Here is a 23766-nt window from a genome sequence, read left to right on the forward strand (position 1 = left end):
CGCCATGATCTTCGGTTCGCGCGAGCGCATCGAGCTCAAGACGCCGGACCAGGTGCGCGTCATGCGGCGCGCCGGCCTGGTCGTCGCGTCGACGCTCGACGCGGTGCGCGCGGCGGCCCGCCCGGGCCTCACGACGGCGGACCTCGACGCGGTCGCGGCGCGGGTCATCGCGGACGCGGGAGCGACGCCGTCGTTCCTCGGCTACGAGGGCTACCCCGCGACGATCTGCGTCTCCGTCTCCGAGGAGGTCATCCACGGCATCCCCGGCACCCGCGTGCTCGAGGTCGGTGACGTCGTGTCGATCGACTGCGGCGCGATCGTGGACGGCTGGCACGGCGACTCCGCGATCAGCTTCGTGCTGGGCCCGGACGGCGCGCTGGACGTCGAGGGCGCGACGGCGGTCGACGGCGTCGACGCGGCGGACCTCGACCTCGTCCGCGCCACGCGGACGGCCATGTGGGCGGGGATCGCGGCGCTGGCGGGTGGCAGGCGGCTCGGCGACGTCGGGACGGCCGTCGAGGCGGCCGTCGAGCTCGCCGGGGGCGTCTCCGGCGTCGATTACGGGATCGTCGAGGACTACGTCGGTCACGGCATCGGCACGGCGATGCACCAGCCGCCCGACGTCGTGAACTTCCGCACCTCGGACCGTGGTCCTCGGCTCCGCCCCGGCATGTGCCTCGCCATCGAGCCGATGGTCACGCGGGGGAGCGGGGCGACCCGGGTCCTCGCGGACGACTGGACGGTCGTGACGCAGGACGGCTCCCGCGCCGCGCACTGGGAGCACAGCGTCGCCCTCCTCGACGACGGCATCAGCGTGCTGACGGCCGCCGACGGCGGGCGTGCGGGGCTCGCCCCGTTCGAGGTCGTGCCCGTGCCCCTCGACGCGTGACCGACGAAGGCGTGTGACCGACGACCGTCCACCCACGTTCGCAGCTGCTGGAACCATGGAGTACGATGGTCTGTCGGGTGTAGTCCGTTCGGCAGTTCCTCGAGATGCAGGCGCGAGTTGGTGGCGCTGCAGACCAGCACCGGCTCGACGTCACGTCGACCGGTCGGGACGAGGGTGAGCAGGCGGCACGCACGACATCCGGACCTCCGTCACGTTGCTGACGGGCGCCCGGGGACAGACGAGAGTTAGCGGAGGACATGGCAAAGAAGGACGGCGTCATCGAGATCGAGGGCAGCGTGGTCGAGGCCCTGCCGAACGCGATGTTCCGTGTGGAGCTGGCGAACGGCCACAAGGTCCTCGCGCACATCTCGGGCAAGATGCGTCAGCACTACATCCGGATCCTCCCGGAGGACCGCGTCGTGGTCGAGCTCAGCCCGTACGACCTGTCCCGCGGTCGGATCGTCTACCGCTACAAGTAACCACCACCCCATCGAGCGCCGTCGTGGCGCCGGCACCCGCCGGCGTGCGTACGGCGGCGGAGGAACCACTGATGAAGGTCAAGCCGAGCGTCAAGAAGATCTGCGACAAGTGCAAGGTGATCCGCCGGCACGGTCGCGTCATGGTGATCTGCGAGAACCTGCGCCACAAGCAGCGCCAGGGCTGATCGCAGCCACCTGCTGACGGCACGCGCTCGCCGTCGGACACAGCGCACCACCACGAACCTCGACGCCGCTCTCTCGGGAGCGGGGCTCCTCACGGGGCGGTCGAGGGGAACCTCCGGTCCAGGGGCCGGGGCCCGCGGTCTTCGCGGGAGGGCGGTGCGGCAGACCTCTGGAAGAAGTACAGGAGCCGGAAGGCACATGGCACGTCTGATCGGCGTCGACCTCCCCCGCGAGAAGCGGCTCGAGGTTGCGCTCACCTACATCTACGGCGTCGGCCGTACCCGCGCCCAGCAGACGCTGGCCGCTACCGGGATCAACCCGGACCTGCGGGTCAAGGACCTCGGCGACGACCAGCTCGTCGCGCTCCGCGACTACCTGGAGGGCAACTTCCAGCTCGAGGGCGACCTGCGCCGCGAGGTCGCCGCCGACATCCGCCGCAAGGTCGAGATCGGCACCTACCAGGGCCTGCGTCACCGCCGCGGCCTCCCGGTGCGCGGTCAGCGCACCAAGACCAACGCGCGTACCCGCAAGGGTCCGAAGCGCACCGTGGCGGGCAAGAAGAAGGCCCGCTGATAGCAGTCCGTGGTGCGGTCGGCTCCCCGAGCTGAACCGCCCCGGTCCGATCAGACCAGGAGATCAGAGAACACATGCCTCCCAAGACTCGTGCCACGGCCGCGCGCAAGCCGCGCCGCAAGGACAAGAAGAACGTCCCGCTCGGCCAGGCGCACATCAAGAGCACCTTCAACAACACGATCGTCTCGATCACCGACCCGTCGGGCGCCGTGATCTCGTGGGCGTCCGCCGGCCACGTCGGCTTCAAGGGCTCCCGCAAGTCCACGCCGTACGCCGCGCAGCTCGCCGCCGAGTCGGCCGCCCGCCGCGCCCAGGAGCACGGTGTCAAGAAGGTCGACGTCTTCGTCAAGGGCCCGGGTTCCGGTCGTGAGACCGCGATCCGCTCCCTGCAGGCGACCGGCCTCGAGGTCGGCTCGATCCAGGACGTGACGCCCCAGGCGCACAACGGCTGCCGTCCCCCGAAGCGCCGCCGCGTCTGACCCTCCCGACGTCGTCGGGCCCCGGGGCCGAGGGATCGGCCCCGGGCTCGTACGACGCCGCAGCCTGCCCGGGCGGGTGGACCGAGTCCCACCCGGGGCCGCGAGTACTCGCGGATCCGTGATGCGTCATATGGCGGACGCACACTGAAAGGACCTGACCGTGCTGATCGCACAGCGCCCCTCCCTGACCGAAGAGGTCATCTCGGAGTACCGTTCGCGCTTCTCCATCGAGCCGCTCGAGCCTGGCTTCGGCTACACGCTCGGCAACTCCCTGCGCCGGACCCTCCTGTCGTCCATCCCGGGCGCGGCCGTCACCTCCATCCGCATCGACGGAGTGCTCCACGAGTTCTCCACCGTGCCGGGTGTGAAGGAGGACGTCACCGAGATCATCCTCAACATCAAGAACCTCGTCGTCTCCTCGGAGAACGACGAGCCCGTCGTGATGTACCTGCGCAAGACGGGTGCGGGCGTGGTCACCGCCGCGGACATCGTGCCGCCGGCGGGCGTCGAGGTGCACAACCCGGACCTGCACGTCGCCACGCTCAACGACAAGGGCAAGCTCGAGATCGAGCTCACCGTCGAGCGCGGTCGTGGCTACGTGTCCGCGGCGCAGAACAAGAACGACGAGGCCGAGATCGGTCGGATCCCCGTCGACTCGATCTACTCGCCGGTCCTCAAGGTCACCTACAAGGTCGAGGCCACGCGTGTCGAGCAGCGCACGGACTTCGACAAGCTGATCGTCGACGTCGAGACGAAGGCCGCGATCGCCCCCCGCGACGCGCTCGCCTCGGCCGGCAAGACGCTCGTCGAGCTGTTCGGTCTCGCCCGTGAGCTGAACGTCGAGGCCGAGGGCATCGAGATCGGCCCGTCGCCGACGGACTCCGCGCTGGCCGCGGACCTGGCGCTGCCGATCGAGGAGCTCAACCTCACGATCCGCTCGTACAACTGCCTCAAGCGCGAGGGCATCCACCAGGTGGGTGAGCTCGTGGCTCGCAGCGAGGCCGACCTGCTCGACATCCGGAACTTCGGCGCGAAGTCCATCAACGAGGTCAAGGAGAAGCTCGCCGAGCTGGGCCTCTCGCTGAAGGACTCGCCCCTCGACTTCGACCCGTCCAGCTCCGCGTACTTCAGCGGCGGGGACGACGAGGCCACGTATTCGGACGAGCAGTCGTACTGACGTCTCCGCGCCCGCAGCAGCCCGCTCGACCTGACCGGGCCGCGCGGTGCGGAACCACCCTCAAGGAGAACCAGAAATGCCTACCCCCACCAAGGGTCCGCGGCTCGGTGGCAGCCCGGCTCACGAGCGACTGATCCTCGCGAACCTGTCGACGTCGCTCTTCGAGCACGGCCGCATCACGACCACGGAGACGAAGGCGAAGCGCCTGCGCCCCCTGGCCGAGCGCCTCATCACCTTCGCGAAGCGCGGCGACCTGCACGCCCGTCGCCGGGTGCTGACCGTCGTCCGCGACAAGTCCGTGGTGCACACGCTGTTCACCGAGATCGCCCCGGCCATGGCCGAGCGCAACGGTGGCTACACGCGCATCACCAAGATCGGCAACCGCAAGGGCGACAACGCCCCCATGGCGGTCATCGAGCTCGTCACCGAGCCGGTGAGCCCGAAGCAGGCCGTCGTCAAGGAGGCCACGAAGGCCGCCGAGAAGGCTGCCAAGGTCGAGGACGAGAAGCCCGCCAAGGACGAGGCCGCCGTCGAGGAGGCCACCGAGGCTCCGGCCGAGGCGCCCGCCGAGGACAAGGCTGACGAGAAGGCCGAGGAGACGAAGGAGGCCTGACCTCCCGCGTCCCCCGCGACCACGACGAGGCCCCGTGCCACCTCCCGAGGTGGCGCGGGGCCTCGTCGTTCCTAGGCTGGGGAGCATGGCCGCCCGCTCCGACGCGCCGCCCCGACCCCGGGCCCCCGTGCCGGTCGTGCTCGTGCACGGCTCCCGCACGTCGGCGACCATGTGGCGGCGCCAGCTCGAGGCGCTGGGGCGCGCCGGGGTCCCCGCCGTCGCGACCGACCTGCCGGGCCACGGTGCGCGACGGGGCGAGCCGTTCACGCTCGACGGCGCGGTGGACGCCGTGCACGACGCCGTGGAGGGGCTCGGGGGGCGGGCCCTCGTCGCGGGCCTGTCGCTCGGGGGCTACGTCGCCATCGAGCACCGCGCGCGCCACCCCGAGCAGAGCGCGGGGCTCGTCGCGGCGTCCTGCTGCACGGAGTCCTCGTCGTCGCTGCGGCCGGCGTGGCTGTCGCTCGCCCGGTGGATCGAGGGCTGGCCCGACCACGGCGCCCGCCTGAACGACGCGGTCGTCCGTCTCGCCCTCGACGCAGAAGGCGCGGGGGACCTGGGGGCCGGCGGCTACGCGCTCACCGCCATGGCCGAGGTGCTGCGGGAGCTCGGACCGACCGACACCCTCGGCGCCCTCGCGGCCGCGCGCAGCCCCGTGTGGTTCGTCAACGGGCGCTACGACCACTTCCGGGCCCAGGAGCGCGCGTTCGTCGCCGCGGCCCGGGCCGGCGGGGCGACCGCCCGGCTCGTCGTCGTGCCGCACGCCCGGCACCTCGTCAGCCTCGACGCCCCGGTCGCCTTCACGCGTGCGCTCCTCGAGGCCGAGACCGTCGTCACGTCCGAGGAGGCAGCCGTCGGGGCGTCACCCGCCCACCGGTGACGGTCAGGGCAGCGTCAGGTCCCACGCCCGCGCGCCGCCGACCAGCGCGGCGGAGTTGGGCACGACGACGACGTCGTCGCCCAGCCGGTCGAGGGCGGCGGGCGTGATGCGGCGGGAGTTGCCGCCGCCCAGGTACAGGCGGTCCCAGCGGAACACCGGACGCAGCCCGTCGACGGTCGCGACGACCCGCCGCGACCACAGCCCGTCGCCCAGGCGGCGGCGTTCCGGCTCTCCGACGTACTGGTCGTACGTCGCGCCGCGCCGCACGGGGGCGTGCGACCACTCCAGGTGCGGCGCGAGCAGGCCGCCGTCGAACAGCGCGGACCCCAGCCCGGTGCCGAGGGTGAGCACCAGCTCGACGCCGGAGCCCGCCACGACGCCCGCGCCGTGCACCTCGGCGTCGTTCAGCACGAGGGCGGGGACGCCGAGCCGGCGGGCGAGCGCGCCGCGGACGTCGAAGCTGGCCCACGCCTCCACGAGCTCCGGCAGCACCCGCGAGCGGGGACCCGAGCGTGTGACGTAGTGCGGGGTGTGGACGACCACGCCGTGGCGGATCATGCCGGGCATCCCGAGCGTCACGCGGTGCGCGGCGGGGAGGCGGTCCGCGATGCCGGCCACGGTGTCCAGCAGCATCTGCGGGGGCAGCGGGTAGGGGGTGGGGACCCGCACCGGCGACGCGTGCGCGGTGCCCGCGGAGTCGAGGACCGCCGCCTTGATGCCTCCGCCGCCGCAGTCGACGGCGAGGGTGAGCACGTCGGAGGGCGCCGGCGCCCGGGAGGTGCCGTCGTCGGGGCGGGGAGCGGGGGTGCGCGCCGAGGCGCCTGGGTCGACCATCACGGGACATCATCCGGCCACAATGGGTCGGTGAGCACGCCGACACCTCCCGCCGACACCCTCCGGGTCCGGCTCGACCTCGCCTACGACGGCACCCACTTCGCGGGCTGGGCCACCCAGCCGCGGCTGCGCACCGTGCAGGGGGTGCTGGAGGACGCCCTCGCGACCATCCTCCGCACGGAGCCGCGCGGCCTGCCCCGGCCGCGGCTGACGGTGGCCGGTCGCACCGACGCGGGGGTGCACGCGCGCGGCCAGGTCGCGCACGTCGACATGGCGCGCGAGCGCTGGGAGGAGATGCCCGGCCGTTCCGACCGGGAGCCCGGCGTCGCGCTCGCCGACCGGTTGGCCGGCGTGCTGCCGCCCGACGTCGTCGTGCACCGGGCTGCCGAGGCTCCCGAAGGGTTCGACGCGCGGTTCTCCGCGCTGCACCGGCGCTACGCCTACCGGGTGGCCGACCGTCCGGACCTGCGCGACCCCCTGCGCCGGGACTGGGTGCTCTGGCACCGCCGCCGGCTCGACGTCGAGGCGATGCACCGGGCGATGCAGCCGCTCGTCGGGCTGCACGACTTCGCCGCCTTCTGCAAGCCCCGCGAGGGCGCCACGACCATCCGCGAGCTCACCCACCTGTCGTGGGACCGCCCCGCGGACGGGCCCGACGCCGGGCTCGTCGTCGCGACCGTGCAGGCCGACGCGTTCTGCCACTCGATGGTGCGCGCGCTGGTCGGCATGTCGCTGGCCGTGGGGGAGGGGCGCCGGGGCCCGGACGAGCCCGCCGCGGTGCTGGCGGGCCGGTCCCGCTCGGCGGCGGCCGGCGTCGTCGCCGCACGAGGGCTGACCCTCGAGGCCGTCGCCTACCCGGACGACGACGCGCTCGCCGCGCGCGCCGAGCGCGTCCGCGCGCGGCGGGACCCGGGCGAGGTCGACGCCGGCTGAGCCCGCGGGGTCCGGCCACGGCCCTTCGGCGCTACGGCTCCTCGACCCAGTGCACGGCGGCCTCCTCGGCGCTGGCGCCCGCGCCGTCGATCCCCGCGTCCTCGCCGTAGACGTCGTTCTCGCGGTCGCCGTCCTCCCCGGGGTCGGCGAAGGGATCCTCCGCGAGCCGGCCTGCGCGGGTGGTGTCCGGGCGGTCCAGCGGGTCGCGCTCCCACACGTCCGGCTGCTCCTCGGCGAGGCGCCGGTCCAGGGGCTCGCCGGCGGACTCCTCCCACGCCGTCTCGCCCCAGTGGTTCGAGCGCGACCGTTCCAGGGGGGAGTAGCCCTCGTCGAGGACGTCGTCGAGCTCGGGGTCGAGGAGCGTGTCCTCCTGGGGGAGCTGGTCCTCGTCGCCCTCGGCTCCGGTCTCGGGGTCCGGGGTGGTGCCGGGTGTCTCCTGGGTCATGTCACCACGGTGCACCCGCGGCGGTGGCGCTGCAACGAGGGGCGGCCGGCGCGACCCGGTGCCCGTCCCCGGCGCGGGCGTGACGGGTGTCGCTTTGACCCCCGCACCCGGCGACGGCTAAACTGGCTCGTCGTTGTGCTATGCCTCCGGCGTCCCGCGTCGTCAGCGCGCCCACTCGCACCGACGATGCCCCGGCCAGGACGCCACCGGAGCACCCGCGCACAACACCTGACTCATCGGGCGCCGCTTCTCGCCCGACGACACCGAACATGAAAAGGTGACGCAACCGTGCGTACTTACACCCCCAAGCCCGGCGACGTCCAGCGCGACTGGTACGTCGTCGACGCGACCGACGTCGTCCTCGGCCGCCTGGCGAGCCAGGTCGCCACCCTCCTGCGCGGGAAGCACAAGCCGACCTTCGCCCCGCACGTCGACGGCGGTGACTTCGTCATCGTCATCAACGCGGACAAGGTCGCCCTGAGCGGCAACAAGCGGGAGACCAAGCTGGCCTACCGCCACTCCGGCTACCCGGGCGGTCTCCGCTCGGTCAACTACGGCGAGCTTCTCGAGAAGAACCCCGAGCGGGCCGTGGAGAAGGCCGTGCGCGGCATGCTCCCCAAGACGTCCCTCGGTCGCGACCAGCTGGGCAAGCTGAAGGTCTACCGCGGCGCGGAGCACCCGCACGCGGCGCAGCAGCCCAAGCAGTTCGAGATCACCCAGGTTTCGCAGCAGGCCTGAGCCGCTGCCGGATGCAAAGCGAAGGATTCACAGTGGCCGAGACCACCGTCGACACCGAGCTGGACGAGAACACGCCCAGCACCTACACCTCTGAGTCCGCCGCGCCCGTCGCGGACGGCGGCCAGTCCATCACCGCTCCCGGCGCGGCCGTCGGCCGCCGCAAGGAGGCCGTGGCGCGCGTGCGCCTCGTCCCCGGCACCGGGACGTGGAAGATCAACGGTCGCATCCTCGAGGACTACTTCCCGAACAAGGTGCACCAGCAGCTCGTGAACTCGCCGCTGAAGCTGGTCGAGGTCGAGGGCCGCTTCGACGTCATCGTCCGCATCACCGGCGGCGGCCCCTCGGGCCAGGCCGGCGCGGTGCGCCTGGGCATCGCCCGCGCGCTCAACGTGATCGACGCCGAGGCGAACCGCCCCGCGCTGAAGAAGGCCGGCTACCTCACGCGTGACCCGCGTGCGGTCGAGTCCAAGAAGGCCGGTCTCAAGAAGGCGCGCAAGGCGCCGCAGTACTCGAAGCGCTGATCGAGCGCTCCTTCCCGCGGGCACTGCCCTCGGGCGTCGACAGGAGCGTCAGCGCTACGGACGGCCCCGTCGGAACTCTTCCGGCGGGGCCGTCCGCACGTCCGGCTACGATCGGTGCGGCGTCCGCTGGGGCGTCGCGGGGTGTGCGTGCGGATCCACCGCCGCGCCCGGAGGAGGAGACATCGTGCGACTGTTCGGCACCGACGGGGTCCGTGGGCTGGCCAACCGGGACGTCACCGCGGACCTGGCCCTCGGGCTCGGCAGCGCGGCGGCCCACGTGCTCGGCACGTCGGGCGACTTCGCCGGGCACCGCCCGCGCGCCGTCGTCGGGCGCGACCCGCGCGCGTCCGGGGAGTTCCTGTCCGCCGCGGTCGGCGCCGGCCTCGCCAGCTCCGGCGTGGACGTCGTCAACCTGGGCGTGCTGCCCACCCCGGCGCTCGCCCACCTCGTGGGGGCGATGGACATGGACCTCGGCGTGATGATCTCCGCGTCCCACAACGCGATGCCGGACAACGGCATCAAGTTCTTCGCGCGCGGCGGCTTCAAGCTGGCGGACCACGTCGAGGACCAGATCGAGGCGCGCCTCGGCCAGGACTGGGAGCGGCCGATCGGCGCCGACGTCGGGCGCATGCGCTCCGACAACGGCATCGCCGCCCAGCAGTACGTGGAGCACCTCGTGGCGAGCATCGGCACGACGGCGGACGTCCGCCCGCTGGAGGGCCTGCGCATCGCCGTCGACGCCGCCAACGGCGCCGCGAGCCAGGTCGGCCCAGAGGCGCTGCGCGAGGCGGGGGCCGACGTCGTCGTCATCAACGCGAGCCCCGACGGTCGCAACATCAACGAGAAGGCCGGCTCCACCCACCCGGAGCAGCTGCAGGCCGTCGTCGTGGCCGCGGAGGCCGACTTCGGCGTCGCGTTCGACGGCGACGCGGACCGCTGCCTCGCCGTCGACCACGGGGGAGTGCTGGTGGACGGCGACCAGATCCTCGGGATCCTCGCCCGCGGGCTCAAGGACGAGGGCCGGCTGCCGTCGGACACCCTGGTCGTCACCGTGATGAGCAACCTCGGCCTCCTGCTCGCGATGCGCGAGGCGGGCATCACCACGATCCAGACGGGCGTGGGCGACCGGTACGTGCTCGAGGAGATGCGGGCGCACGGCTACGGGCTCGGGGGCGAGCAGTCCGGCCACATCATCCTGGCCGACCACGCCACGACCGGCGACGGCGTCCTCACCGCGCTGCACCTCGCCGCGCGCGTGAAGGCGAGCGGGCGGCGCCTGGCCGACCTCGCCGCCGACGTCCCGCGCCTGCCGCAGACGCTCGTCAACGTCAAGGGCGTGGACAAGGCCCGCGCGGCCGACGACGAGGGCGTGCGCGCCGCGATCGAGAGCGCGGAGACGCTCCTGGGGGAGACGGGCCGCGTCCTGCTCCGACCGTCGGGCACCGAGCCCCTCGTGCGGGTCATGGTCGAGGCGGCGACCCAGACGCAGGCCGACGGCGTGGCGGACACGCTCGCCGCCGTCGTGCGCGACCGGCTGGCGCTGTGACCGAGGGCGCGCCGGCCGAGCGCCCGGCGGCCGGCGTGGACGAGGCCCTGCGGGCCGCCGCCGTCGACCTGCTGGACCGGGCGGACGCGGCGGCGGACGGGCCGGGCACCGGGATCCTGCCGATCGTGCAGGCCGGGGCTCCGGTGCTGCGCGCCCCCGCGGCGACCTACACCGGACAGCTCGGCGACGCGCTGCCGCGGCTGCTCGAGGCGATGCGCCGCACCATGCACGCCGCGCCCGGCGTAGGGCTCGCGGCGCCCCAGGTCGGGATCGGGCTGGCGATCGCCGTCGTCGAGGACGGCGGCGCCGGCGCCGACGACCCCCGGGAGCGGGCCCCGCTGCCGTACCGGGTGCTGCTCGACCCCGCGTACGAGCCGCTGCCCGGCCCGGACGGAGAGCCGGAGCGGGCGGCGTTCCACGAGGGCTGCCTGTCGATGCACGGGTGGCAGGCCGTCGTCGCGCGGCACCGGCGCGTCCGGCTCACCGGCCGCGACGAGACCGGGGCGCCGATCGACGAGGTCCTCACCGGCTGGCCCGCCCGGATCGTCCAGCACGAGACGGACCACCTCGCGGGCGAGCTGTACCTCGACCACGCGCTGCTGCGGACGCTCACCTCGAACGAGAACCTCCTGCGCTACGGCCAGGTCGTGGATCCGGGGCCCGTGGACCAGGGGTTCGTGGACCTCGGGTGAACATTCGGCACTCAGGGTGGAACCGGGGGAATTCCCCATGCAGCCGGTGCCCTGGTTCTGCCTAGGCTGGTGCCGTGACGCCGCACGGCGTCGTGCGACCGCCGGAGGCCCACCTCCCGGCCGACGAACCGAGGGACCGACCTGGTGAACCTGTCGACGATGCTGGCACAGCTGGAGGGCTGGGTCCTCGACCTCGGCGCGTCCCTGTGGATCTACCCGGCCATGTACGTCTTCGCGACGATCGACGGGTTCTTCCCCCCGATCCCCAGCGAGTCCGTGGTCATCACCCTCACCGTGCTGGCCCACTCGGAGGGCGAGCCGTGGCTGCCCGGCGTCCTCGCCCTCGCCATCGCCGGGGCGTGGACGGGCGACCAGATCGCCTACCAGATCGGCCGCGCCGTCGGCACCGAGCGGTTCGCGTTCCTGCGCTCCGCCCGCGGCCGCAAGGCCGTCGAGTGGGCGCGGCACGCCCTGGAGCACCGCGGGGCGTCGTTCATCCTCGCCGCGCGGTACGTGCCCATCGGGCGGGTCGCGGTCAACATGACCGCCGGCGCCGTGGGGTACCCGCGCCACCGGTTCATGCTCTACTCGGGCATCGCGGCCGTGACGTGGGGCATCTACTCGATGCTCATCGGCCTCGCCGCGGCCTCCTGGCTCGGGCACAACACGCTGCTCGCCATGGCCGTCGGCGTGGTCGCGGGCATCCTGCTCGGCGTCCTGGTCGACCAGGTGGTGCAGCGCGTCGCCGGTCCGCCCAGGGCGGAGCCGGTGCCGGCCGACGAGGACGAGGGCGACGAGGCCGACGCCGAGCCCACGAGCAGGGCGGCCTGACCGGGCCTCAGAGCTTGCGCAGCCGCACCCGCTGCACGGAGTGGTCCGACCCCTTGGTGAGCACGAGGGTGGCGCGCCCCCGGGTGGGGAGCACGTTGTGCTCCAGGTTCGGCGCGTTGATCGACTCCCAGATGGACAGCGCCCGCTCCGTCGCCTCGGCGTCGGACAGGTCCGCGTAGCGCCGGAAGTACGACTCCGGCCTGCTGAACGCCGTCCTGCGCAGCTGCAGGAAGCGCTCCACGTACCACTGCCGGATGTTGCGCGTGCGGGCGTCGACGTAGATCGAGAAGTCGAAGAAGTCGCTCACCGCCACGGTCGACTCGTCGATCGCGGAGGGGCGCGCGGGCTGCAGCACGTTGAGGCCCTCGACGATGAGCACGTCCGGCTTGCGCACCACGACCTCCTCGCCGGGCACGATGTCGTAGACGACGTGCGAGTACACCGGGGCGCGCACCTCGGCCTGCCCCGCCTTCACGCGCGACAGGAAGCGGATGAGGGCCCTCCGGTCGTAGGACTCGGGGAACCCCTTGCGGTCCATGATCCCGCGGCGCTGCAGCTCGGCGTTCGGGTACAGGAAGCCGTCGGTCGTGATCAGCTCGACGTGCGGGGTGTCGGGCCAGCGCGCCATCATCTCGCGCAGGATGCGCGCCGTCGTCGACTTGCCGACCGCGACGGACCCCGCGACGCCGATGACGTACGGGGTGCGCGGCGGCTCCTCGTGCAGGAACGTCGACGTGGCGCGGTGCAGGCCCGCGCTCGCGGCCACGTACAGGTTGAGCAGTCGTGACAGCGGGCGGAAGACGGCGTCCACCTCGGCGAGGTCGATCGGGTCGCCCAGGCCGCGCAGCCGCTCGACGTCGGCGTCCGTCAGCGGCAGCGGGGTCGACGCCGACAGGCGGCTCCACGCCGCGCGGTCGAGGTCGACGTACGGGGACGCCGGAGCGAGCCGGGTCAGGTGCTCACCCAGGGGCTGGGGGGCCGTGCCGGGGGCTGTGCCCGGTGCGATGTCGGGGGACTGCGGTGCCACCTGCACGATTCTGCCCGAGCACCCGGTTCGTCCCGCAACTCGGGCGACGGCGGACCGGCGCGTCGGTAGGCTCGCCGGCGGGTCCGCCACGGCGACGGGCGGCACCAACGGGCAGCGTACCCAGGGAGGGAACCGGGCCATGAACGAGGCGTCCGAGCGGTTCGCCGCGGGGCAGACGGCGCTGGTCGTGGTGGTGCCCGAGGCCGAGCCCGTCGTCGGGGTGCTGCGGAGCGACCTCGACACGGCCGCCGCGTACGGCGTGCCCGCGCACGTCACCGTCCTGTTCCCCTTCCTGCCCGTCGCGGCCGTCGACGCCGCCGTGCTCGACGCCCTGCGCGACGTCGTCGGCGCCCACGCCCCGTTCGACGCGACGTTCGCCGGGTGCGGCCGCTTCCCCGGAGTCCTGTACCTCGTCCCGGCGCCGGACGCGTCGTGGCGGGCCCTGCTGACCGCGGTGGCGGCGCGGTTCCCCGAGGCGCCGCCGTACGGCGGGGCGTTCGACGACGTCGTCCCGCACCTCACCGTGGCGGACGGGCAGGGGCCCGAGGCCCTCGACGACGCCGAGGCCGCGGTGGCGCCCCGCCTGCCGGTCCGGACGAGGGTGCGCGAGGTCGCGCTGCTGGTGTTCGACGGCGAGCGCTGGCGGCGGCGGGCGGACTTCCCCCTGTCTCCAGACACACCGGGGGCCGCCGGGCCCTGACCGCGCGCCGTCGTCGTCCCTAGGGTGGGCGTGTGGAACTCACGGAGCTGGGCGACGAGGTCGAGATCATCTCGAGGGTGTACGAGCGGCGGTTCGGCGTCGCGCGCACGGAAGACTGGCTGGTGCTCAAGCTGCACGAGGAGGTCGGGGAGCTCACCCAGGCGTACCTCGCCCGGTCGGGGCGGTCGCGCGACCGGGGCGAGGGCGACGGCGAGGTGGACGCCGCGTTCCGCGCCGAGCTCGCGGACGTGCTCGCGCAGCTGCTGCTCGTCGCCCGACGGTTCGACGTCGACCTCGAGGCGGAGATCGAGCGCAAGTGGTTCCGGTGGCGACACCTCGTGGAGCCGGCGGACGAGGCCGGGGTCCGCCCGGAGGGCTGAGGCCGGCCCCTCGCCGTCCTAGTCGCCCGACGCCGCCTCCTCGACCCGGTCGAGCCACTCGCCCACGAGGGCGTCGAACAGCGCGGGCTGCTCGATCTGCAAGTTGTGGCCGGCGCGGTCCAGTACGGCGAACGTCGCGCGCGGGTAGTGCTCGAGGACCCGCCAGGCGTCGCGGTAGCCGGTCGAGGAGTCCTGGCGGCCGGTGAGGAACAGCGTGGGGCCGTCGTAGGGCCGCGGCTCGACCGCAAAGGTGCCGGCGTAGCGCTCGCCGACCCGCGCCACCGTCGCCGGGTCCGCGGCGTCGAGCCCTGGCGTCACCTCGGCCTCGGTGCGCCGCCACGTCTCGGGCGTCTGCACGACGCCGACGTCGTCGGCGTCCAGGGCCGCCGCTCCGACCTCCCGCAGCAGCGCGTCGTCCCGGACCAGCACCTGGTGCGGCGGGACGTCGCGCCGGTCGTGCTCCGGGACGATCAGGGGGCACAGGAGGGCGAGCCCGTGGACGCGCCCCGGTTCCGCGGCGACCAGCCCGCGCGCGAGGTAGCCCCCGAACGACTCGCCCACGAGGACGTACGGCCCGGGCACGAGCCGGTCGATCGCCTCCCGCACGACCGCGAGCACGTCGTCCGTGCTCGCCACGCCCGACGGCGCGCTCGCGCCCATCCCCGGGAGGTCCAGGTAGACCCGCCGCCAGCCCGGGCGGTCGGCGAGGGCGGCCTCGAAGGGCGTCAGCATCAGGCGGTGGTCCACGGGGAACCCGTGCAGCAGCACCATCGTGGGGGTCCCGGGTGCCGCCGGAGCGCCGCGTTCGACGTGATGGAGCGGCGCTGCGAGGTGGTCGGGCATGGCGCGCACGCTAGGTCACGGCACCGACACCACCGACCTGACGGTCGACGGACCTAGGCTGAGGGCCATGATCATCGGCGTGGGCATCGACGTGGTGGACGTCGCCCGGTTCATGGCGACGGTGGAGCGGGTGCCGCGCCTGCGCGAGAAGCTCTTCACCGAGGCCGAGCGGGACCTGCCGGCGTCGTCCCTCGCGGCGCGCTTCGCGGCCAAGGAGGCCATCGCCAAGGCGCTGGGCGCCCCCGGGAACATGCACTGGCACGACGCGACCGTGCACCGCACCGTCGGCGGTCCGCCCGAGGTCGAGCTGCGCGGCACGGTCCAGGCCCGCGCCGACGAGCTGGGCGTCAAGGCCTGGCACCTGTCCATCTCGCACGACGCAGGCATCGCCTCCGCCATGGTGGTCGCGGAGGGCTGACGACGGTCAGGCGGCGGACCGCCACCAGTCGAGCGCGACCGGGAGCGCGGTGAGCACGCTGACGTGGCCGTCGCGCGGGCGCAGCCACAGCTCCGCGGCGGGCAGGGCGTCCACCAGCAGGTCGGCGTGGTGTCGCGGCACGACGCGGTCGGCGCCGCCCTGCACGACCAGGGTCGGGGTCGCGACGTCGCCCAGCTCGACGCCCCACGGCCGCACGAAGGCGAGGTCGTCGTCGACCTGCCCGCCGGGCCACGTCTCGCCGGACCGCGAGGCGTCGGCGCCGAGCGACGCCCACGACCCCGCGAGCGTCGCGTAGTCGTCGGCCGTGAAGCTCGACCCGTCGAACTCCGCGGTCTCGGCGTGCCGCTGGCGGGCTGACGGGCCGTCGAGAGCCGAGCGCAGGCCGCCGTCGTCGGCCATCCCGGCGAACCAGAGGTCGTCGTGACCCTGGCCGGGGTAGGGCGCGACGCCCGCGAGGGTCACCGCGCCCGACACCAGGTCGGGCCGGAGCGCGGCGAGGGCCAGGGCGTGCGGGCCGCCGCCCGAGGCGCCGACGGCGAGGCACCGGGCCACGCCGAGGGCACCCAGGGCGTGCGCCACGTCCGACGCGGCGTCCGCCACGGTGCGGCCGGGACGAGGGGTGGACCCGCCGTACCCGGCGCGGGCCGCGGAGACCACCCGCAGCCCGCGCGCCCGGGCGGCCTCGACGACCGGGGGCAGCAGCTCGCCGGACTGGGGCGAGCCGTGGTGCCAGACGACGGCGTCGGCGGACGGCGGGCCGTCGTCGTGCACGACGAGACGTCGTCCGTCCGGGAGCCCCAGCTCGTGTCGCGAGCCCATCGCTCAGTCCTGCAGGGCGGGGATGACCTGCCGCTGGAAGAGCTCGATCTGGTCGCGGTCGGCCGCGGCGTTCGGGAAGTACGTGATGGCGTACGTCATGCCGAGGTCGCGCAGGGCCGAGAGCTTCTCGACGACCTGCTCGGGCGTGCCCACGACGGGGCTGTTGCGCCAGTTCGCGATCTCCTGCTCACCCCGCTCGCCGGGGGCGTGCTTGCGGAAGTGCGACTCGATCCAGGCGAACCGGTCGTCCACCTCGGCCTGGTTCTCCCCGATGACCACGTTGTAGTCGGACGAGCGGGTGATCTCCCCGAAGTCGCGGCCCAGGTCGCGGCAGTGCTGCTCCAGGATCGACGACTTGTGCGCGAACGTCTCGGGGTCGCCCGCGAAGTTCGTGTACTGCGCGAACCGCGCGGCGATCCGCAGCGTCTTCTTCTCGCCGCCGCCTGCCACCCACAGCGGGATGCTCGGCACCTCGGCGCCGCCGTCGCCCACCGGGAGCTGCTGCAGCGGCTGCGGGTAGCAGAGCGCGCCGTCCACCTGGTAGCGCTCGCCGTCGAACGTGCCGGACGACCCGGTGCGCCACATCTGGGTGATGATCTGCAGGCCCTCGTCCAGGGCACGCAGGCGCTCGCCCGCGCTGGGGAAGCCGTACCCGTAGGCGCGCCACTCGTGCTCGTACCAGCCGGCGCCGATGCCGAGCTGGGCGCGGCCGCCGGAGATCGCGTCCACCGTCGAGGCGACCTTCGCCAGGTAGGCGGGGTTGCGGTACGACATGCACGTGCACATCTGGCCCAGCTTGACGCGCTGGGACGCCGCCGCGAACGCCGCCATCAGCGTCCACGCCTCGTGCGTCGCCTCGGTGCTGGGGATCGGAACGGAATGAAAATGGTCATAGACCCAGACGGACGACCAAGCGAACTCCCCGCCCGGGACCGCTTCACCGGCCGCGGCGTTGTCGGCGTAGTGAAGAAGGGAGAGCATCACCTCCCACTGCTGCGACGGCGGAACATCGGTCAGGTCGTGGCGCCATCCCTGGGGGATGAAGAGTCCGAACTCCATGGCTGTGAGCCTATGCCCGGGGGATAGCCTGCTCTAGTCCGCGAATCGCCGTGGAGCCATGTCGGTACGAGTCTGTCCGGGTCGACCTTGTTGTTGGCGCCCGAGTGCGGCATCACGACGACCACGGCCAGCACGTCGAGGATCGTGGACCGCTTCGTGGACCAGGACGAGGAGCGCCACGCCGCACGGACGTCGCCGGACTTTCCTCCCTCTCGCGCAGCGACCGCGGCCGACCGGACCTTCTCGCGAATCAGCAGGGCCTCGCGTTCCTCGAGAACCTCGATGGTCGCCAGACGTCGAGCGGACGGCTCACCGTCTTGAATCTCGCGGAGCACCCGCCCGGCGGTCGCCCGGATCTCGTCGAGCTCGGCATCGCCGGTGAACGTCGTCGATGCCCTGCTGGTCTCGCGACCGGCCTCGAGACGCCGGAGGACAAGTTCTTCGACGAGTTTTTCCGCCGCACGCCCCCGGATCGACGTGCCCCCACATCCGCCGGACCCACGGGGTGGGCATGCATAGATCAGCCCCTTGGTCGACGTCGTCTTCCCGATCAGCTTCTTCGTGCATCTCGAGCAGCGCAGCAGGCCCGAGAGGAGGTAGCGACGTGGCTCCTGTGTGCGCGGGACGCCGCGATCAGGTCCGACGACGGCCCAGTACGTCTCCCACTGCTCGATCGTGAGGATGGACTGCCATGGGCCTTTTACGTAGGTCCCGTCCTCATGGACGACCGGCTCGCCCTTGTAGGTCCGGATCCCTGCGAGTCGTGGATTGCGCAACGTCGCACGGACGTTGGCCGCGATCCAGGTGTTGCCGAACGGCGTGCGTAGGCCGACGTCGTTCCATCTGTTCGCGACCTGGCCCCACCCTGCGGCGCCTGCCATGACATCGAGCACCGCCTCCCGCACTGCGGCGGACTCGACCGGGTGCAAGGTCTGGCGGTCGTCGTTCCACCCGAACGGCCGTGGGCCCCCACCGGCCCGCCCTCGCCGGGCGTTGTCGAGATGGGAGCGAACGGCCCGACGGCGCGTTCTGCGGATCTCTTGGTCCGCGGCGATCACCTCCATCGCGAGGAGCATCACGTCGGACGGGACATGAAGGTCGAACGACCGTGTCGAGGTGACGATCGGTCGGATCTCTCGGCCGCATTCACTGGCCCTGTCCCAGATGTCGAGCAGGCGCTGAAGATCATCGAAACGGCGGACGAGGCGATCGATCGTGTGCACGACCACACCATTGACCCGGCCCGCCTCCAGATCTTCGAGGAGCCGTAGGAACTCCGGCCGGACGGCGTCGACATCGGCCGCGCTCACGCTGGGATCCACATATGGCGTGTCGCCGAAGGTCCGCCCGGCATCCGCAGCGAGCGCCGCGTTGTCCGCACCCTGGCGTGTGATGTCGCGCCCCTCCCCGGATTTGTCGGCGGAGATACGGCGGTATTCGGCGTCAGGTATGTCGTCCCAGGTCACGATGTTGATGCTGGCACTGGCGAAAAGTCCGCTGTCAAGAGGCAACCCCGAGGCTGTGAGGCAACGGGCATGGGATCCGCACCCGCGGCAGGATGCGTCCCATGATCTCCGCCTGGTCCGCTGCCGACGTCCGTGCCGCCGAGGAGCCGCTGCTCGCGGCGGGGGTGCCGCTGATGGAGCGGGCGGCGTTCGCGCTCGCGACGCTCGTGCTCCGGGACGTCGCGGTCCGCCGGGGCCCGGTGCGGGGCGCGCGGGTCGTGGTGCTCGCGGGGGCGGGCAACAACGGCGGCGACGCGCTGCACGCGGGCGCGGTGCTGGCGCGGCGGGGGCTGGGGGTCACGGCGGTGCTGGTCGCCGAGCAGTTCCACGCCGGCGGCCGCGCGGCGCTGGAGCGCGCAGGGGGCCGGGTCGTGGAGCTGTTCGCGGCGCCCGAGGGCCTCACCGCGGTGGTGGACGACGCCGCACGCGCCGACGTCGTCCTCGACGGGCTGGTCGGCATCGGCGCGCGCGGCCCCCTGCGCGGCCTCGCCCAGGACGCTGTGAGCGGGCTCTTGGCCCTCATCGACCGGCGTGTCGGGGCCAGGCGCGCGCTCGCAGCGGCGGGGCCGGGTCGACCGTGGGTGGTCGCGGTGGACGTGCCGTCGGGGATCGGGGTGGACGACGGCGCGGTGTCCGGCCCGGTGCTCACAGCCGACCGCACGGTGACGTTCGGCGCGGCCAAGCCCGGGCTGCTGCTGCCGCCGGCGTCGGGGCTGGCGGGCGAGGTGGGCGTCGTGGACATAGGCCTGGACCTCGCCGGCGCGCCGACAGTGCGACGGCTGGAGCCCGCCGACGTCGCCGCGTCGTGGCCGGTGCCGGGCCCCGCGGACCACAAGTACACGCGCGGCGTGGTCGGCGTCGTCGCGGGCACGGCGACGTACCCCGGCGCGGCGGTGCTCGCCACGACCGCCGCGGTGCGGACCGGGGCCGGGATGGTGCGCCACCGCGGCTCCGAGTCCGTCGGGCGGACGGTGCTCGCCGCACGCCCCGAGGTCGTCACCGCGCCAGGCCGCGTGCAGTCGTGGGTGGTGGGTCCGGGCCTCCCCGGCGGGCCGGAGGCGGCGCGCGAGGGGGAGGCCGACGGCCTGGACGACGGCCAGCACGAGCGGGGGCGCGCCTCCCTCGCGGCGGCGGCTGGCAAGCTCGCCGGGACCGCGGGCGGCCCCGTGCCGGCGGTCGTCGACGCCGGCGGGCTGGGCCTGCTCGACGGGCGCGTCCCGGCGTGGTTCGTGCTCACCCCGCACGCGGGCGAGCTGACGGCGCTGCTGCGCTCGCGCGGCCAGGACGTGCGCCGCCCGGACGTCGAGGCCGAGCCGCTGCGCTGGGCGCGGCGGGCGCACGAGCTCACCGGCGCGACGGTGCTGCTCAAGGGAGGCGTGACCGTCGTCGTCGGGACGGGCGGGGCTTACGCGCAGGCCGACGGGCCGGGCTGGTTGGCCACCGCGGGCGCGGGCGACGTGCTCGCCGGAGTGCTCGGCGCGATGCTCGCGGCCCGGTCTCGTGACGTCGTCGAGAACCCGGCGCTCGCGGCCGAGGTCGCCGCCGCGGCGGCGCTGGTGCACGGTCGCGCCGCGCACCGCGCGAACCCGGGCGGCCCCGTGGCGGCGCTCGACGTCGCGACGGCGGTGCCGGGCGAGGTAGCCGCCCTGCTGTCCGGGGCCTGACGACGGTCGGGAGCACCTGACCAGCGCCGTCGACGGGTCGTCGTACCTCGGCGGGTGGCGTACTACCTCGCGGTGATCCGGACTACCTCGCGGGGACTCGTACTACCTCGCCGGGCTGATGACTACCTCGGCAGGGACTTCTCGATGAGGTCGACGATCTCCTGGGCGTCGGGCACGGTCTGCGGGGAGAACCGGTGCACGTCGCCGCCGGGCAGCACGACGAACTTCTCGAAGTTCCAGCGGATGCGGCCGTCGTGGCCGCCCTCGTCGGGGGTCTTCTTCAGCTCGGCGTACAGCGGGTGCGTGTGGCGGCCGTTCACGCGGACCTTGGAGACCACGGGGAACGTGACGCCGTAGGTGGTGGAGCAGAACTCGGCGATCTTCTCGTCGGTGGAGAGCTCCTGGAGGAACTGGTTGGACGGGAAGCCGATCACGGTGAACCCGCGGTCGGCGTACGTCTTCTGCAGCTGCTCCAGCGCCTCGTACTGCGGGGTGAGCCCGCAGCGCGAGGCGACGTTGACCACCAGCACCACGTCGTCGCGGTGCTCCGCGAGCGTCGTCGTCGTGCCGTCCATGCGCTCGAACCGGATGTCGTAGAGGCTCATACGGGCCATCATGCCGCGCGCGACAATGGTCCGGTGCCACCCGGTCCGCGCAAGCACGTCCCGCCCCTGCCCGTGCGGGACGGCCTCAACCCCACGCGCGTCGTGCTGCCGCACGACGCGGCCAGCGTCGCCCGGTACGCGACGGCGACGCAGTACCTGCTGGAGCGGTTCGGCGACGACGCCGCCCGGCTGCGGGAGAAGCTCGCCGCCGGCGAGGTCGTGACCGGCGCGGGCGCCGTCGTCGACGACGCCACCCCGTACGCGCCGCGCGGGTTCCTCTACCTGTACCGCGACCCGCCCGCCGACGAGCCGGAGGTGCCCGCCCTCGCCGAGCTGGAGGTGCTGCACCGCGACGACGACCTGCTGGTGGTGGACAAGCCGCACCTCGTCGCCACGATGCCGCGCGGGCGCTGGGTGACCCGCACGGTGCTCGTGCACCTGCGCGCCACCCTCGACCTGCCCGAGCTGGTGCCCGCGCACCGGCTCGACCGGCCCACCGCCGGCGTGCTCGTGCTCACCGTGCGGCCCGAGGTGCGCGGCGCGTACCAGACGGCGTTCCAGGACCGCGCGGTGCGCAAGGTCTACGAGGCGGTCGCGCCGCTGCCGGCTCCGGGGTCGGTCCTGGCCCGCGAGGGCACGACGACGGTGCGCTCGCGCATCGTCAAGCACCGGGGCGTGGTGCGGGCCCAGGAGGAGCCGGGCGAGCCGAACGCGGAGTCGCGGGTGACGCTCGTCGCGCGGGACGAGGCCCGCGGCCTCGGGCTCTACCGGCTCGAACCGCACACCGGCAAGACGCACCAGCTCCGCCTGCACATGGCGTCGCTCGGGCTGCCCCTGCTGCACGACCCGTTCTGGCCGGTGCTGCGCGAGGACGCGCCCGACGACCCGGACCGGCCCCTGCAGCTGCTCGCCCGCTCGCTCGCGTTCGTCGACCCGATCGCCGGCGAACCCCGCGAGTTCCGCTCTCGCCGGCGCCTCGCCGCGTGGCCGGGTCGCGAGGGCGCGGAAGACGGCGGCAGGGGCGACGGCGCGCGGTGAGAGAATCGATGACCGTGAGCACCGAGGTCCCCTCCGCGGTCCCGGCCGACAGCACACCCGCCGCGCCGGCCGACCTGCCCTTCCCCGACGACGCGCTGGCGCGCGCGGTCGTCGACCTGTCCGCAGTGCGCGACAACGTGCGCGCGCTGGCGGGCCACGCCCCGGGCGCGGCGGTGATGGCCGTGGTGAAGGCGGACGGGTACGGGCACGGGATGCTGCCGGTGGCGCGGGCGGCGCTCGCGGGCGGTGCGACCTGGCTCGGCACGGCGGTCCCCGCCGAGGCCCTCGCGCTGCGCGCCGGCGGCGTCACGACCGCGGACGCCCGGGTGCTGACCTGGCTCGCGACGCCGGGGGCGCCGTTCGACCGGCTGGTCGCGGCGGGCGTGGACGTCGGCGTCGCGGCGCCGTGGGCGCTCGACGAGGTGGCCGCGGGCGCGCGGGCCGTCGGCGAGCCCGCCCGCGTGCACCTCAAGGTCGACACCGGCCTCGGTCGCAGCGGGATCGTGCCCGCCGACCTGCCGGACGTCGTGCGCCGGGCGGCTGCGCTCGAGGCCGAGGGCGTGCTGCGGGTGGTGGGCGTGATGTCGCACCTGGCGTGCGCCGACGAGCCCGGGCACCCGTCGATCGCCCTCCAGGCGGCGGCGTTCGACGCCGCGGTGGCCGTCGTCGAGGCCTCCGGCGCGTCGCTCGAGGTGCGGCACCTCGCGAACTCGGCCGCCGTGCTCACCGACCCCCGGCTGCACCACGACCTCGTCCGGCCCGGCATCGCCGTCTACGGGCACTCGCCGGTGCCGCAGCTCGGCGCGCCCGGCGACTACGGGCTGCGCGGCGCGATGACGCTGCAGGCGCGGCTCGCCACCGTCAAGGAGGTGCCGGCCGGCCACGGCGTGTCCTACGGGCACCACTACACGACGCCGCGCGACACCCGGCTCGGGGTGGTGCCCCTGGGCTACGCGGACGGCATCCAGCGGCACGCGTCAGGCGGCAGCCTCGGCGTCGGCGGCCCGGTCGGCGTCGGGAGCGGCGCGTCCGCCCGGGTGCTGCGCGTGGCGGGGCGGGTGTGCATGGACCAGTTCGTGCTCGACCTCGGGCCGGACGCCACGGAGCGCGAGGGCGACGTCGTCACCCTCTTCGGGGCGTCGGACGGCGTCGAACGCGGCGCCACGGTGCCGAACGCCGAGGACTGGGCCCGCGCCGCGGGCACCATCAGCTACGAGATCGTCACGGGCATCGGGGCGCGCGCGGTGCGCGTGTACACGGGCCTCGCCACGAAGGCCGACACGGAGACCTGGAAGGAAGTGCAGCGGTGAGCGACGTCGTCGTGCGGACGGAGACGGACCTGCCGGACGCGGAGTCCACGCGGGCGCTGGGGGCGGCCCTGGCCGGCGTGCTCCGGGCGGGCGACCTGGTGATCCTCACGGGGGACCTGGGGGCGGGCAAGACGACGCTCACCCAGGGCCTGGGAGCCGCGCTGGGCATCCGGGGCCAGGTGGCGTCGCCCACGTTCATCGTGGCGCGCGAGCACCCGCCGCTGCCCCGCGAGGACGGCACGCGCGGTCCCGCCCTCGTGCACGTGGACGCCTACCGGCTCGGAGGCCTGGGGGAGCTGGACGCGCTGGACCTGGACTCGTCCCTCGAGGAGTCGGTCACCGTCGTCGAGTGGGGCCGCGGGCTGGCCGAGGCGCTCACCGACGACCGCCTGGAGATCGACCTGGAGCGCCCCCGCGGCACGGCCGCCGGCGCGCCCGACGACGACGAGGCCGACCCCGGCGCCGGGACCCGCCACGCGACGCTGCGCGGCGTCGGCCCCCGCTGGGCCGGCGTCGACCTGGCCGCCCTCACCGCGCGCTGACCCGGAAGAATCGAGCATGCTGAAC

The 23766-nt window shown here is 74.0% G+C and carries 29 protein-coding genes; 21 read left to right on the forward strand and 8 right to left on the reverse strand.

Annotated elements, in window-relative coordinates:
- The first annotated feature begins 4 nt into the window (after nt 1-4).
- From map to ACFCZN_RS13790, 8 genes are all read left to right on the forward strand, one after another.
- Nucleotides 5-889: a type I methionyl aminopeptidase gene (gene map / locus ACFCZN_RS13755; protein WP_430557122.1), complete on the forward strand. Its 885-nt coding sequence runs from the start codon at nt 5-7 to the stop codon at nt 887-889.
- 257 nt (nt 890-1146) lie between these two features.
- Nucleotides 1147-1368 carry a translation initiation factor IF-1 gene (gene infA, locus ACFCZN_RS13760; protein WP_012867920.1) on the forward strand — a complete coding sequence of 74 codons (222 nt, stop codon included), beginning with the start codon at nt 1147-1149 and terminating at the stop codon, nt 1366-1368.
- Nucleotides 1369-1439: 71 nt separating this feature from the next.
- Nucleotides 1440-1553 (forward strand): 50S ribosomal protein L36, encoded by a 114-nt coding sequence (gene rpmJ / locus ACFCZN_RS13765; protein ID WP_009740505.1) that lies wholly within the window; start codon nt 1440-1442, stop codon nt 1551-1553.
- Between the two features lie 196 nt (nt 1554-1749).
- On the forward strand, nt 1750-2124 hold the full coding sequence (gene rpsM, locus ACFCZN_RS13770) for a 30S ribosomal protein S13 (protein WP_380321661.1): 375 nt from the start codon (nt 1750-1752) through the stop codon (nt 2122-2124).
- A 74-nt stretch (nt 2125-2198) separates the two neighbouring features.
- Nucleotides 2199-2603 (forward strand): 30S ribosomal protein S11, encoded by a 405-nt coding sequence (gene rpsK / locus ACFCZN_RS13775; RefSeq protein WP_380321664.1) that lies wholly within the window; start codon nt 2199-2201, stop codon nt 2601-2603.
- A 160-nt stretch (nt 2604-2763) separates the two neighbouring features.
- The gene (locus tag ACFCZN_RS13780; protein WP_429727860.1) at nt 2764-3780 is read left to right on the forward strand and encodes a DNA-directed RNA polymerase subunit alpha; all 1017 of its coding nucleotides are present in this window, start codon (nt 2764-2766) and stop codon (nt 3778-3780) included.
- Nucleotides 3781-3856: 76 nt separating this feature from the next.
- Nucleotides 3857-4393, forward strand: a complete 537-nt coding sequence (gene rplQ / locus ACFCZN_RS13785; protein ID WP_430547440.1) for a 50S ribosomal protein L17 — start codon at nt 3857-3859, stop codon at nt 4391-4393.
- Nucleotides 4394-4478: 85 nt separating this feature from the next.
- A complete protein-coding gene (locus tag ACFCZN_RS13790) occupies nt 4479-5270 on the forward strand; it encodes an alpha/beta fold hydrolase (RefSeq protein ID WP_430557123.1) in 792 nt (263 codons plus the stop codon).
- A gap of 3 nt (nt 5271-5273) precedes the next feature.
- Here ACFCZN_RS13790 and ACFCZN_RS13795 read toward each other — a convergent pair whose 3' ends face one another.
- Nucleotides 5274-6107: an ROK family protein gene (locus ACFCZN_RS13795; protein ID WP_430557124.1), complete on the reverse strand. Its 834-nt coding sequence runs from the start codon at nt 6105-6107 to the stop codon at nt 5274-5276.
- A gap of 27 nt (nt 6108-6134) precedes the next feature.
- Here ACFCZN_RS13795 and truA point away from each other — a divergent pair, with 27 nt between their 5' ends.
- Nucleotides 6135-7037, forward strand: a complete 903-nt coding sequence (gene truA, locus ACFCZN_RS13800) for a tRNA pseudouridine(38-40) synthase TruA (RefSeq protein ID WP_429764742.1) — start codon at nt 6135-6137, stop codon at nt 7035-7037.
- Nucleotides 7038-7068: 31 nt separating this feature from the next.
- Here truA and ACFCZN_RS13805 read toward each other — a convergent pair whose 3' ends face one another.
- Nucleotides 7069-7482: a DUF5709 domain-containing protein gene (locus ACFCZN_RS13805; RefSeq protein WP_429764740.1), complete on the reverse strand. Its 414-nt coding sequence runs from the start codon at nt 7480-7482 to the stop codon at nt 7069-7071.
- A gap of 288 nt (nt 7483-7770) precedes the next feature.
- Between ACFCZN_RS13805 and rplM the strand changes: the two genes are divergently transcribed.
- The 5 genes from rplM to ACFCZN_RS13830 all read left to right on the forward strand — a co-directional run bounded on the left by rplM (nt 7771) and on the right by ACFCZN_RS13830 (nt 11810).
- Entirely contained in the window at nt 7771-8220 is a 450-nt protein-coding gene (gene rplM / locus ACFCZN_RS13810) for a 50S ribosomal protein L13 (RefSeq protein WP_429764738.1), read from the forward strand.
- A gap of 32 nt (nt 8221-8252) precedes the next feature.
- Nucleotides 8253-8741: a 30S ribosomal protein S9 gene (rpsI, locus tag ACFCZN_RS13815; protein ID WP_430557125.1), complete on the forward strand. Its 489-nt coding sequence runs from the start codon at nt 8253-8255 to the stop codon at nt 8739-8741.
- A gap of 181 nt (nt 8742-8922) precedes the next feature.
- Nucleotides 8923-10287, forward strand: a complete 1365-nt coding sequence (gene glmM / locus ACFCZN_RS13820; RefSeq protein ID WP_429765190.1) for a phosphoglucosamine mutase — start codon at nt 8923-8925, stop codon at nt 10285-10287.
- A complete protein-coding gene (locus ACFCZN_RS13825) occupies nt 10284-10979 on the forward strand; it encodes a peptide deformylase (RefSeq protein WP_430557126.1) in 696 nt (231 codons plus the stop codon). Before glmM ends, ACFCZN_RS13825 begins: the two co-directional genes overlap by 4 nt.
- A 144-nt stretch (nt 10980-11123) precedes the next feature.
- Nucleotides 11124-11810 (forward strand): DedA family protein, encoded by a 687-nt coding sequence (locus tag ACFCZN_RS13830; RefSeq protein ID WP_429764733.1) that lies wholly within the window; start codon nt 11124-11126, stop codon nt 11808-11810.
- A 7-nt stretch (nt 11811-11817) separates the two neighbouring features.
- Here the strand turns inward: ACFCZN_RS13830 and coaA are convergent, their stop codons facing one another.
- On the reverse strand, nt 11818-12765 hold the full coding sequence (coaA, locus tag ACFCZN_RS13835; protein WP_429765189.1) for a type I pantothenate kinase: 948 nt from the start codon (nt 12763-12765) through the stop codon (nt 11818-11820).
- 211 nt (nt 12766-12976) lie between these two features.
- On the opposite strand from coaA, the gene ACFCZN_RS13840 reads away from it, so the two are divergent.
- On the forward strand, nt 12977-13537 hold the full coding sequence (locus ACFCZN_RS13840) for a 2'-5' RNA ligase family protein (protein ID WP_430557127.1): 561 nt from the start codon (nt 12977-12979) through the stop codon (nt 13535-13537).
- Nucleotides 13538-13569: 32 nt separating this feature from the next.
- On the forward strand, nt 13570-13917 hold the full coding sequence (locus ACFCZN_RS13845; RefSeq protein ID WP_430557128.1) for a pyrophosphatase: 348 nt from the start codon (nt 13570-13572) through the stop codon (nt 13915-13917).
- 18 nt (nt 13918-13935) lie between these two features.
- On the opposite strand, the gene ACFCZN_RS13850 is transcribed toward ACFCZN_RS13845, so the two are convergent.
- Nucleotides 13936-14760 carry an alpha/beta fold hydrolase gene (locus ACFCZN_RS13850; RefSeq protein ID WP_430557129.1) on the reverse strand — a complete coding sequence of 275 codons (825 nt, stop codon included), beginning with the start codon at nt 14758-14760 and terminating at the stop codon, nt 13936-13938.
- 67 nt (nt 14761-14827) lie between these two features.
- Between ACFCZN_RS13850 and ACFCZN_RS13855 the strand changes: the two genes are divergently transcribed.
- Nucleotides 14828-15178: a holo-ACP synthase gene (locus tag ACFCZN_RS13855; RefSeq protein WP_429764727.1), complete on the forward strand. Its 351-nt coding sequence runs from the start codon at nt 14828-14830 to the stop codon at nt 15176-15178.
- A 6-nt stretch (nt 15179-15184) separates the two neighbouring features.
- Here the strand turns inward: ACFCZN_RS13855 and ACFCZN_RS13860 are convergent, their stop codons facing one another.
- From ACFCZN_RS13860 to ACFCZN_RS13870, 3 genes are read right to left on the reverse strand one after another with little or no spacing between them, the layout of a single operon-like run.
- Nucleotides 15185-16018 carry an alpha/beta fold hydrolase gene (locus tag ACFCZN_RS13860; protein WP_430557130.1) on the reverse strand — a complete coding sequence of 278 codons (834 nt, stop codon included), beginning with the start codon at nt 16016-16018 and terminating at the stop codon, nt 15185-15187.
- A gap of 3 nt (nt 16019-16021) precedes the next feature.
- The gene (locus tag ACFCZN_RS13865; RefSeq protein WP_429764723.1) at nt 16022-17077 is read right to left on the reverse strand and encodes an LLM class F420-dependent oxidoreductase; all 1056 of its coding nucleotides are present in this window, start codon (nt 17075-17077) and stop codon (nt 16022-16024) included.
- Entirely contained in the window at nt 17032-18543 is a 1512-nt protein-coding gene (locus tag ACFCZN_RS13870; protein ID WP_429764722.1) for a recombinase family protein, read from the reverse strand. Before ACFCZN_RS13870 ends, ACFCZN_RS13865 begins: the two co-directional genes overlap by 46 nt.
- A 101-nt stretch (nt 18544-18644) precedes the next feature.
- On the opposite strand from ACFCZN_RS13870, the gene ACFCZN_RS13875 reads away from it, so the two are divergent.
- Entirely contained in the window at nt 18645-20246 is a 1602-nt protein-coding gene (locus ACFCZN_RS13875; protein WP_430557131.1) for a bifunctional ADP-dependent NAD(P)H-hydrate dehydratase/NAD(P)H-hydrate epimerase, read from the forward strand.
- Nucleotides 20247-20368: 122 nt separating this feature from the next.
- Here ACFCZN_RS13875 and ACFCZN_RS13880 read toward each other — a convergent pair whose 3' ends face one another.
- Nucleotides 20369-20851, reverse strand: a complete 483-nt coding sequence (locus ACFCZN_RS13880) for a glutathione peroxidase (RefSeq protein WP_429764719.1) — start codon at nt 20849-20851, stop codon at nt 20369-20371.
- Nucleotides 20852-20884: 33 nt separating this feature from the next.
- On the opposite strand from ACFCZN_RS13880, the gene ACFCZN_RS13885 reads away from it, so the two are divergent.
- From ACFCZN_RS13885 to tsaE, 3 genes are read left to right on the forward strand one after another with little or no spacing between them, the layout of a single operon-like run.
- Nucleotides 20885-21889, forward strand: a complete 1005-nt coding sequence (locus tag ACFCZN_RS13885; RefSeq protein WP_430557132.1) for a pseudouridine synthase — start codon at nt 20885-20887, stop codon at nt 21887-21889.
- An 8-nt stretch (nt 21890-21897) separates the two neighbouring features.
- On the forward strand, nt 21898-23199 hold the full coding sequence (gene alr, locus ACFCZN_RS13890; protein WP_430557133.1) for an alanine racemase: 1302 nt from the start codon (nt 21898-21900) through the stop codon (nt 23197-23199).
- Nucleotides 23196-23741: a tRNA (adenosine(37)-N6)-threonylcarbamoyltransferase complex ATPase subunit type 1 TsaE gene (gene tsaE / locus ACFCZN_RS13895; RefSeq protein ID WP_429764714.1), complete on the forward strand. Its 546-nt coding sequence runs from the start codon at nt 23196-23198 to the stop codon at nt 23739-23741. Before alr ends, tsaE begins: the two co-directional genes overlap by 4 nt.
- Nucleotides 23742-23766 lie beyond the last annotated feature (25 nt).

Source organism: Isoptericola sp. NPDC056134 (genome assembly GCF_042264825.1).
GTDB classification, from domain to species: domain Bacteria; phylum Actinomycetota; class Actinomycetes; order Actinomycetales; family Cellulomonadaceae; genus Isoptericola; species Isoptericola nanjingensis.

Bases quoted from the DNA above. Each gene is read 5' to 3' on its own strand.
- map (WP_430557122.1), top strand. From the start codon at position 5: ATGATCTTCGGTTCGCGCGAGCGCATCGAGCTCAAGACGCCGGACCAG.
- infA (WP_012867920.1), top strand. From the start codon at position 1,147: ATGGCAAAGAAGGACGGCGTCATCGAGATCGAGGGCAGCGTGGTCGAG.
- rpmJ (WP_009740505.1), top strand. From the start codon at position 1,440: ATGAAGGTCAAGCCGAGCGTCAAGAAGATCTGCGACAAGTGCAAGGTG.
- rpsM (WP_380321661.1), top strand. From the start codon at position 1,750: ATGGCACGTCTGATCGGCGTCGACCTCCCCCGCGAGAAGCGGCTCGAG.
- rpsK (WP_380321664.1), top strand. From the start codon at position 2,199: ATGCCTCCCAAGACTCGTGCCACGGCCGCGCGCAAGCCGCGCCGCAAG.
- rplQ (WP_430547440.1), top strand. From the start codon at position 3,857: ATGCCTACCCCCACCAAGGGTCCGCGGCTCGGTGGCAGCCCGGCTCAC.
- ACFCZN_RS13790 (WP_430557123.1), top strand. From the start codon at position 4,479: ATGGCCGCCCGCTCCGACGCGCCGCCCCGACCCCGGGCCCCCGTGCCG.
- ACFCZN_RS13805 (WP_429764740.1), bottom strand. From the start codon at position 7,482: ATGACCCAGGAGACACCCGGCACCACCCCGGACCCCGAGACCGGAGCC.
- ACFCZN_RS13840 (WP_430557127.1), top strand. From the start codon at position 12,977: ATGAACGAGGCGTCCGAGCGGTTCGCCGCGGGGCAGACGGCGCTGGTC.
- ACFCZN_RS13850 (WP_430557129.1), bottom strand. From the start codon at position 14,760: ATGCCCGACCACCTCGCAGCGCCGCTCCATCACGTCGAACGCGGCGCT.
- ACFCZN_RS13855 (WP_429764727.1), top strand. From the start codon at position 14,828: ATGATCATCGGCGTGGGCATCGACGTGGTGGACGTCGCCCGGTTCATG.
- ACFCZN_RS13860 (WP_430557130.1), bottom strand. From the start codon at position 16,018: ATGGGCTCGCGACACGAGCTGGGGCTCCCGGACGGACGACGTCTCGTC.
- ACFCZN_RS13865 (WP_429764723.1), bottom strand. From the start codon at position 17,077: ATGGAGTTCGGACTCTTCATCCCCCAGGGATGGCGCCACGACCTGACC.
- ACFCZN_RS13875 (WP_430557131.1), top strand. From the start codon at position 18,645: ATGATCTCCGCCTGGTCCGCTGCCGACGTCCGTGCCGCCGAGGAGCCG.
- ACFCZN_RS13880 (WP_429764719.1), bottom strand. From the start codon at position 20,851: ATGAGCCTCTACGACATCCGGTTCGAGCGCATGGACGGCACGACGACG.
- alr (WP_430557133.1), top strand. From the start codon at position 21,898: ATGACCGTGAGCACCGAGGTCCCCTCCGCGGTCCCGGCCGACAGCACA.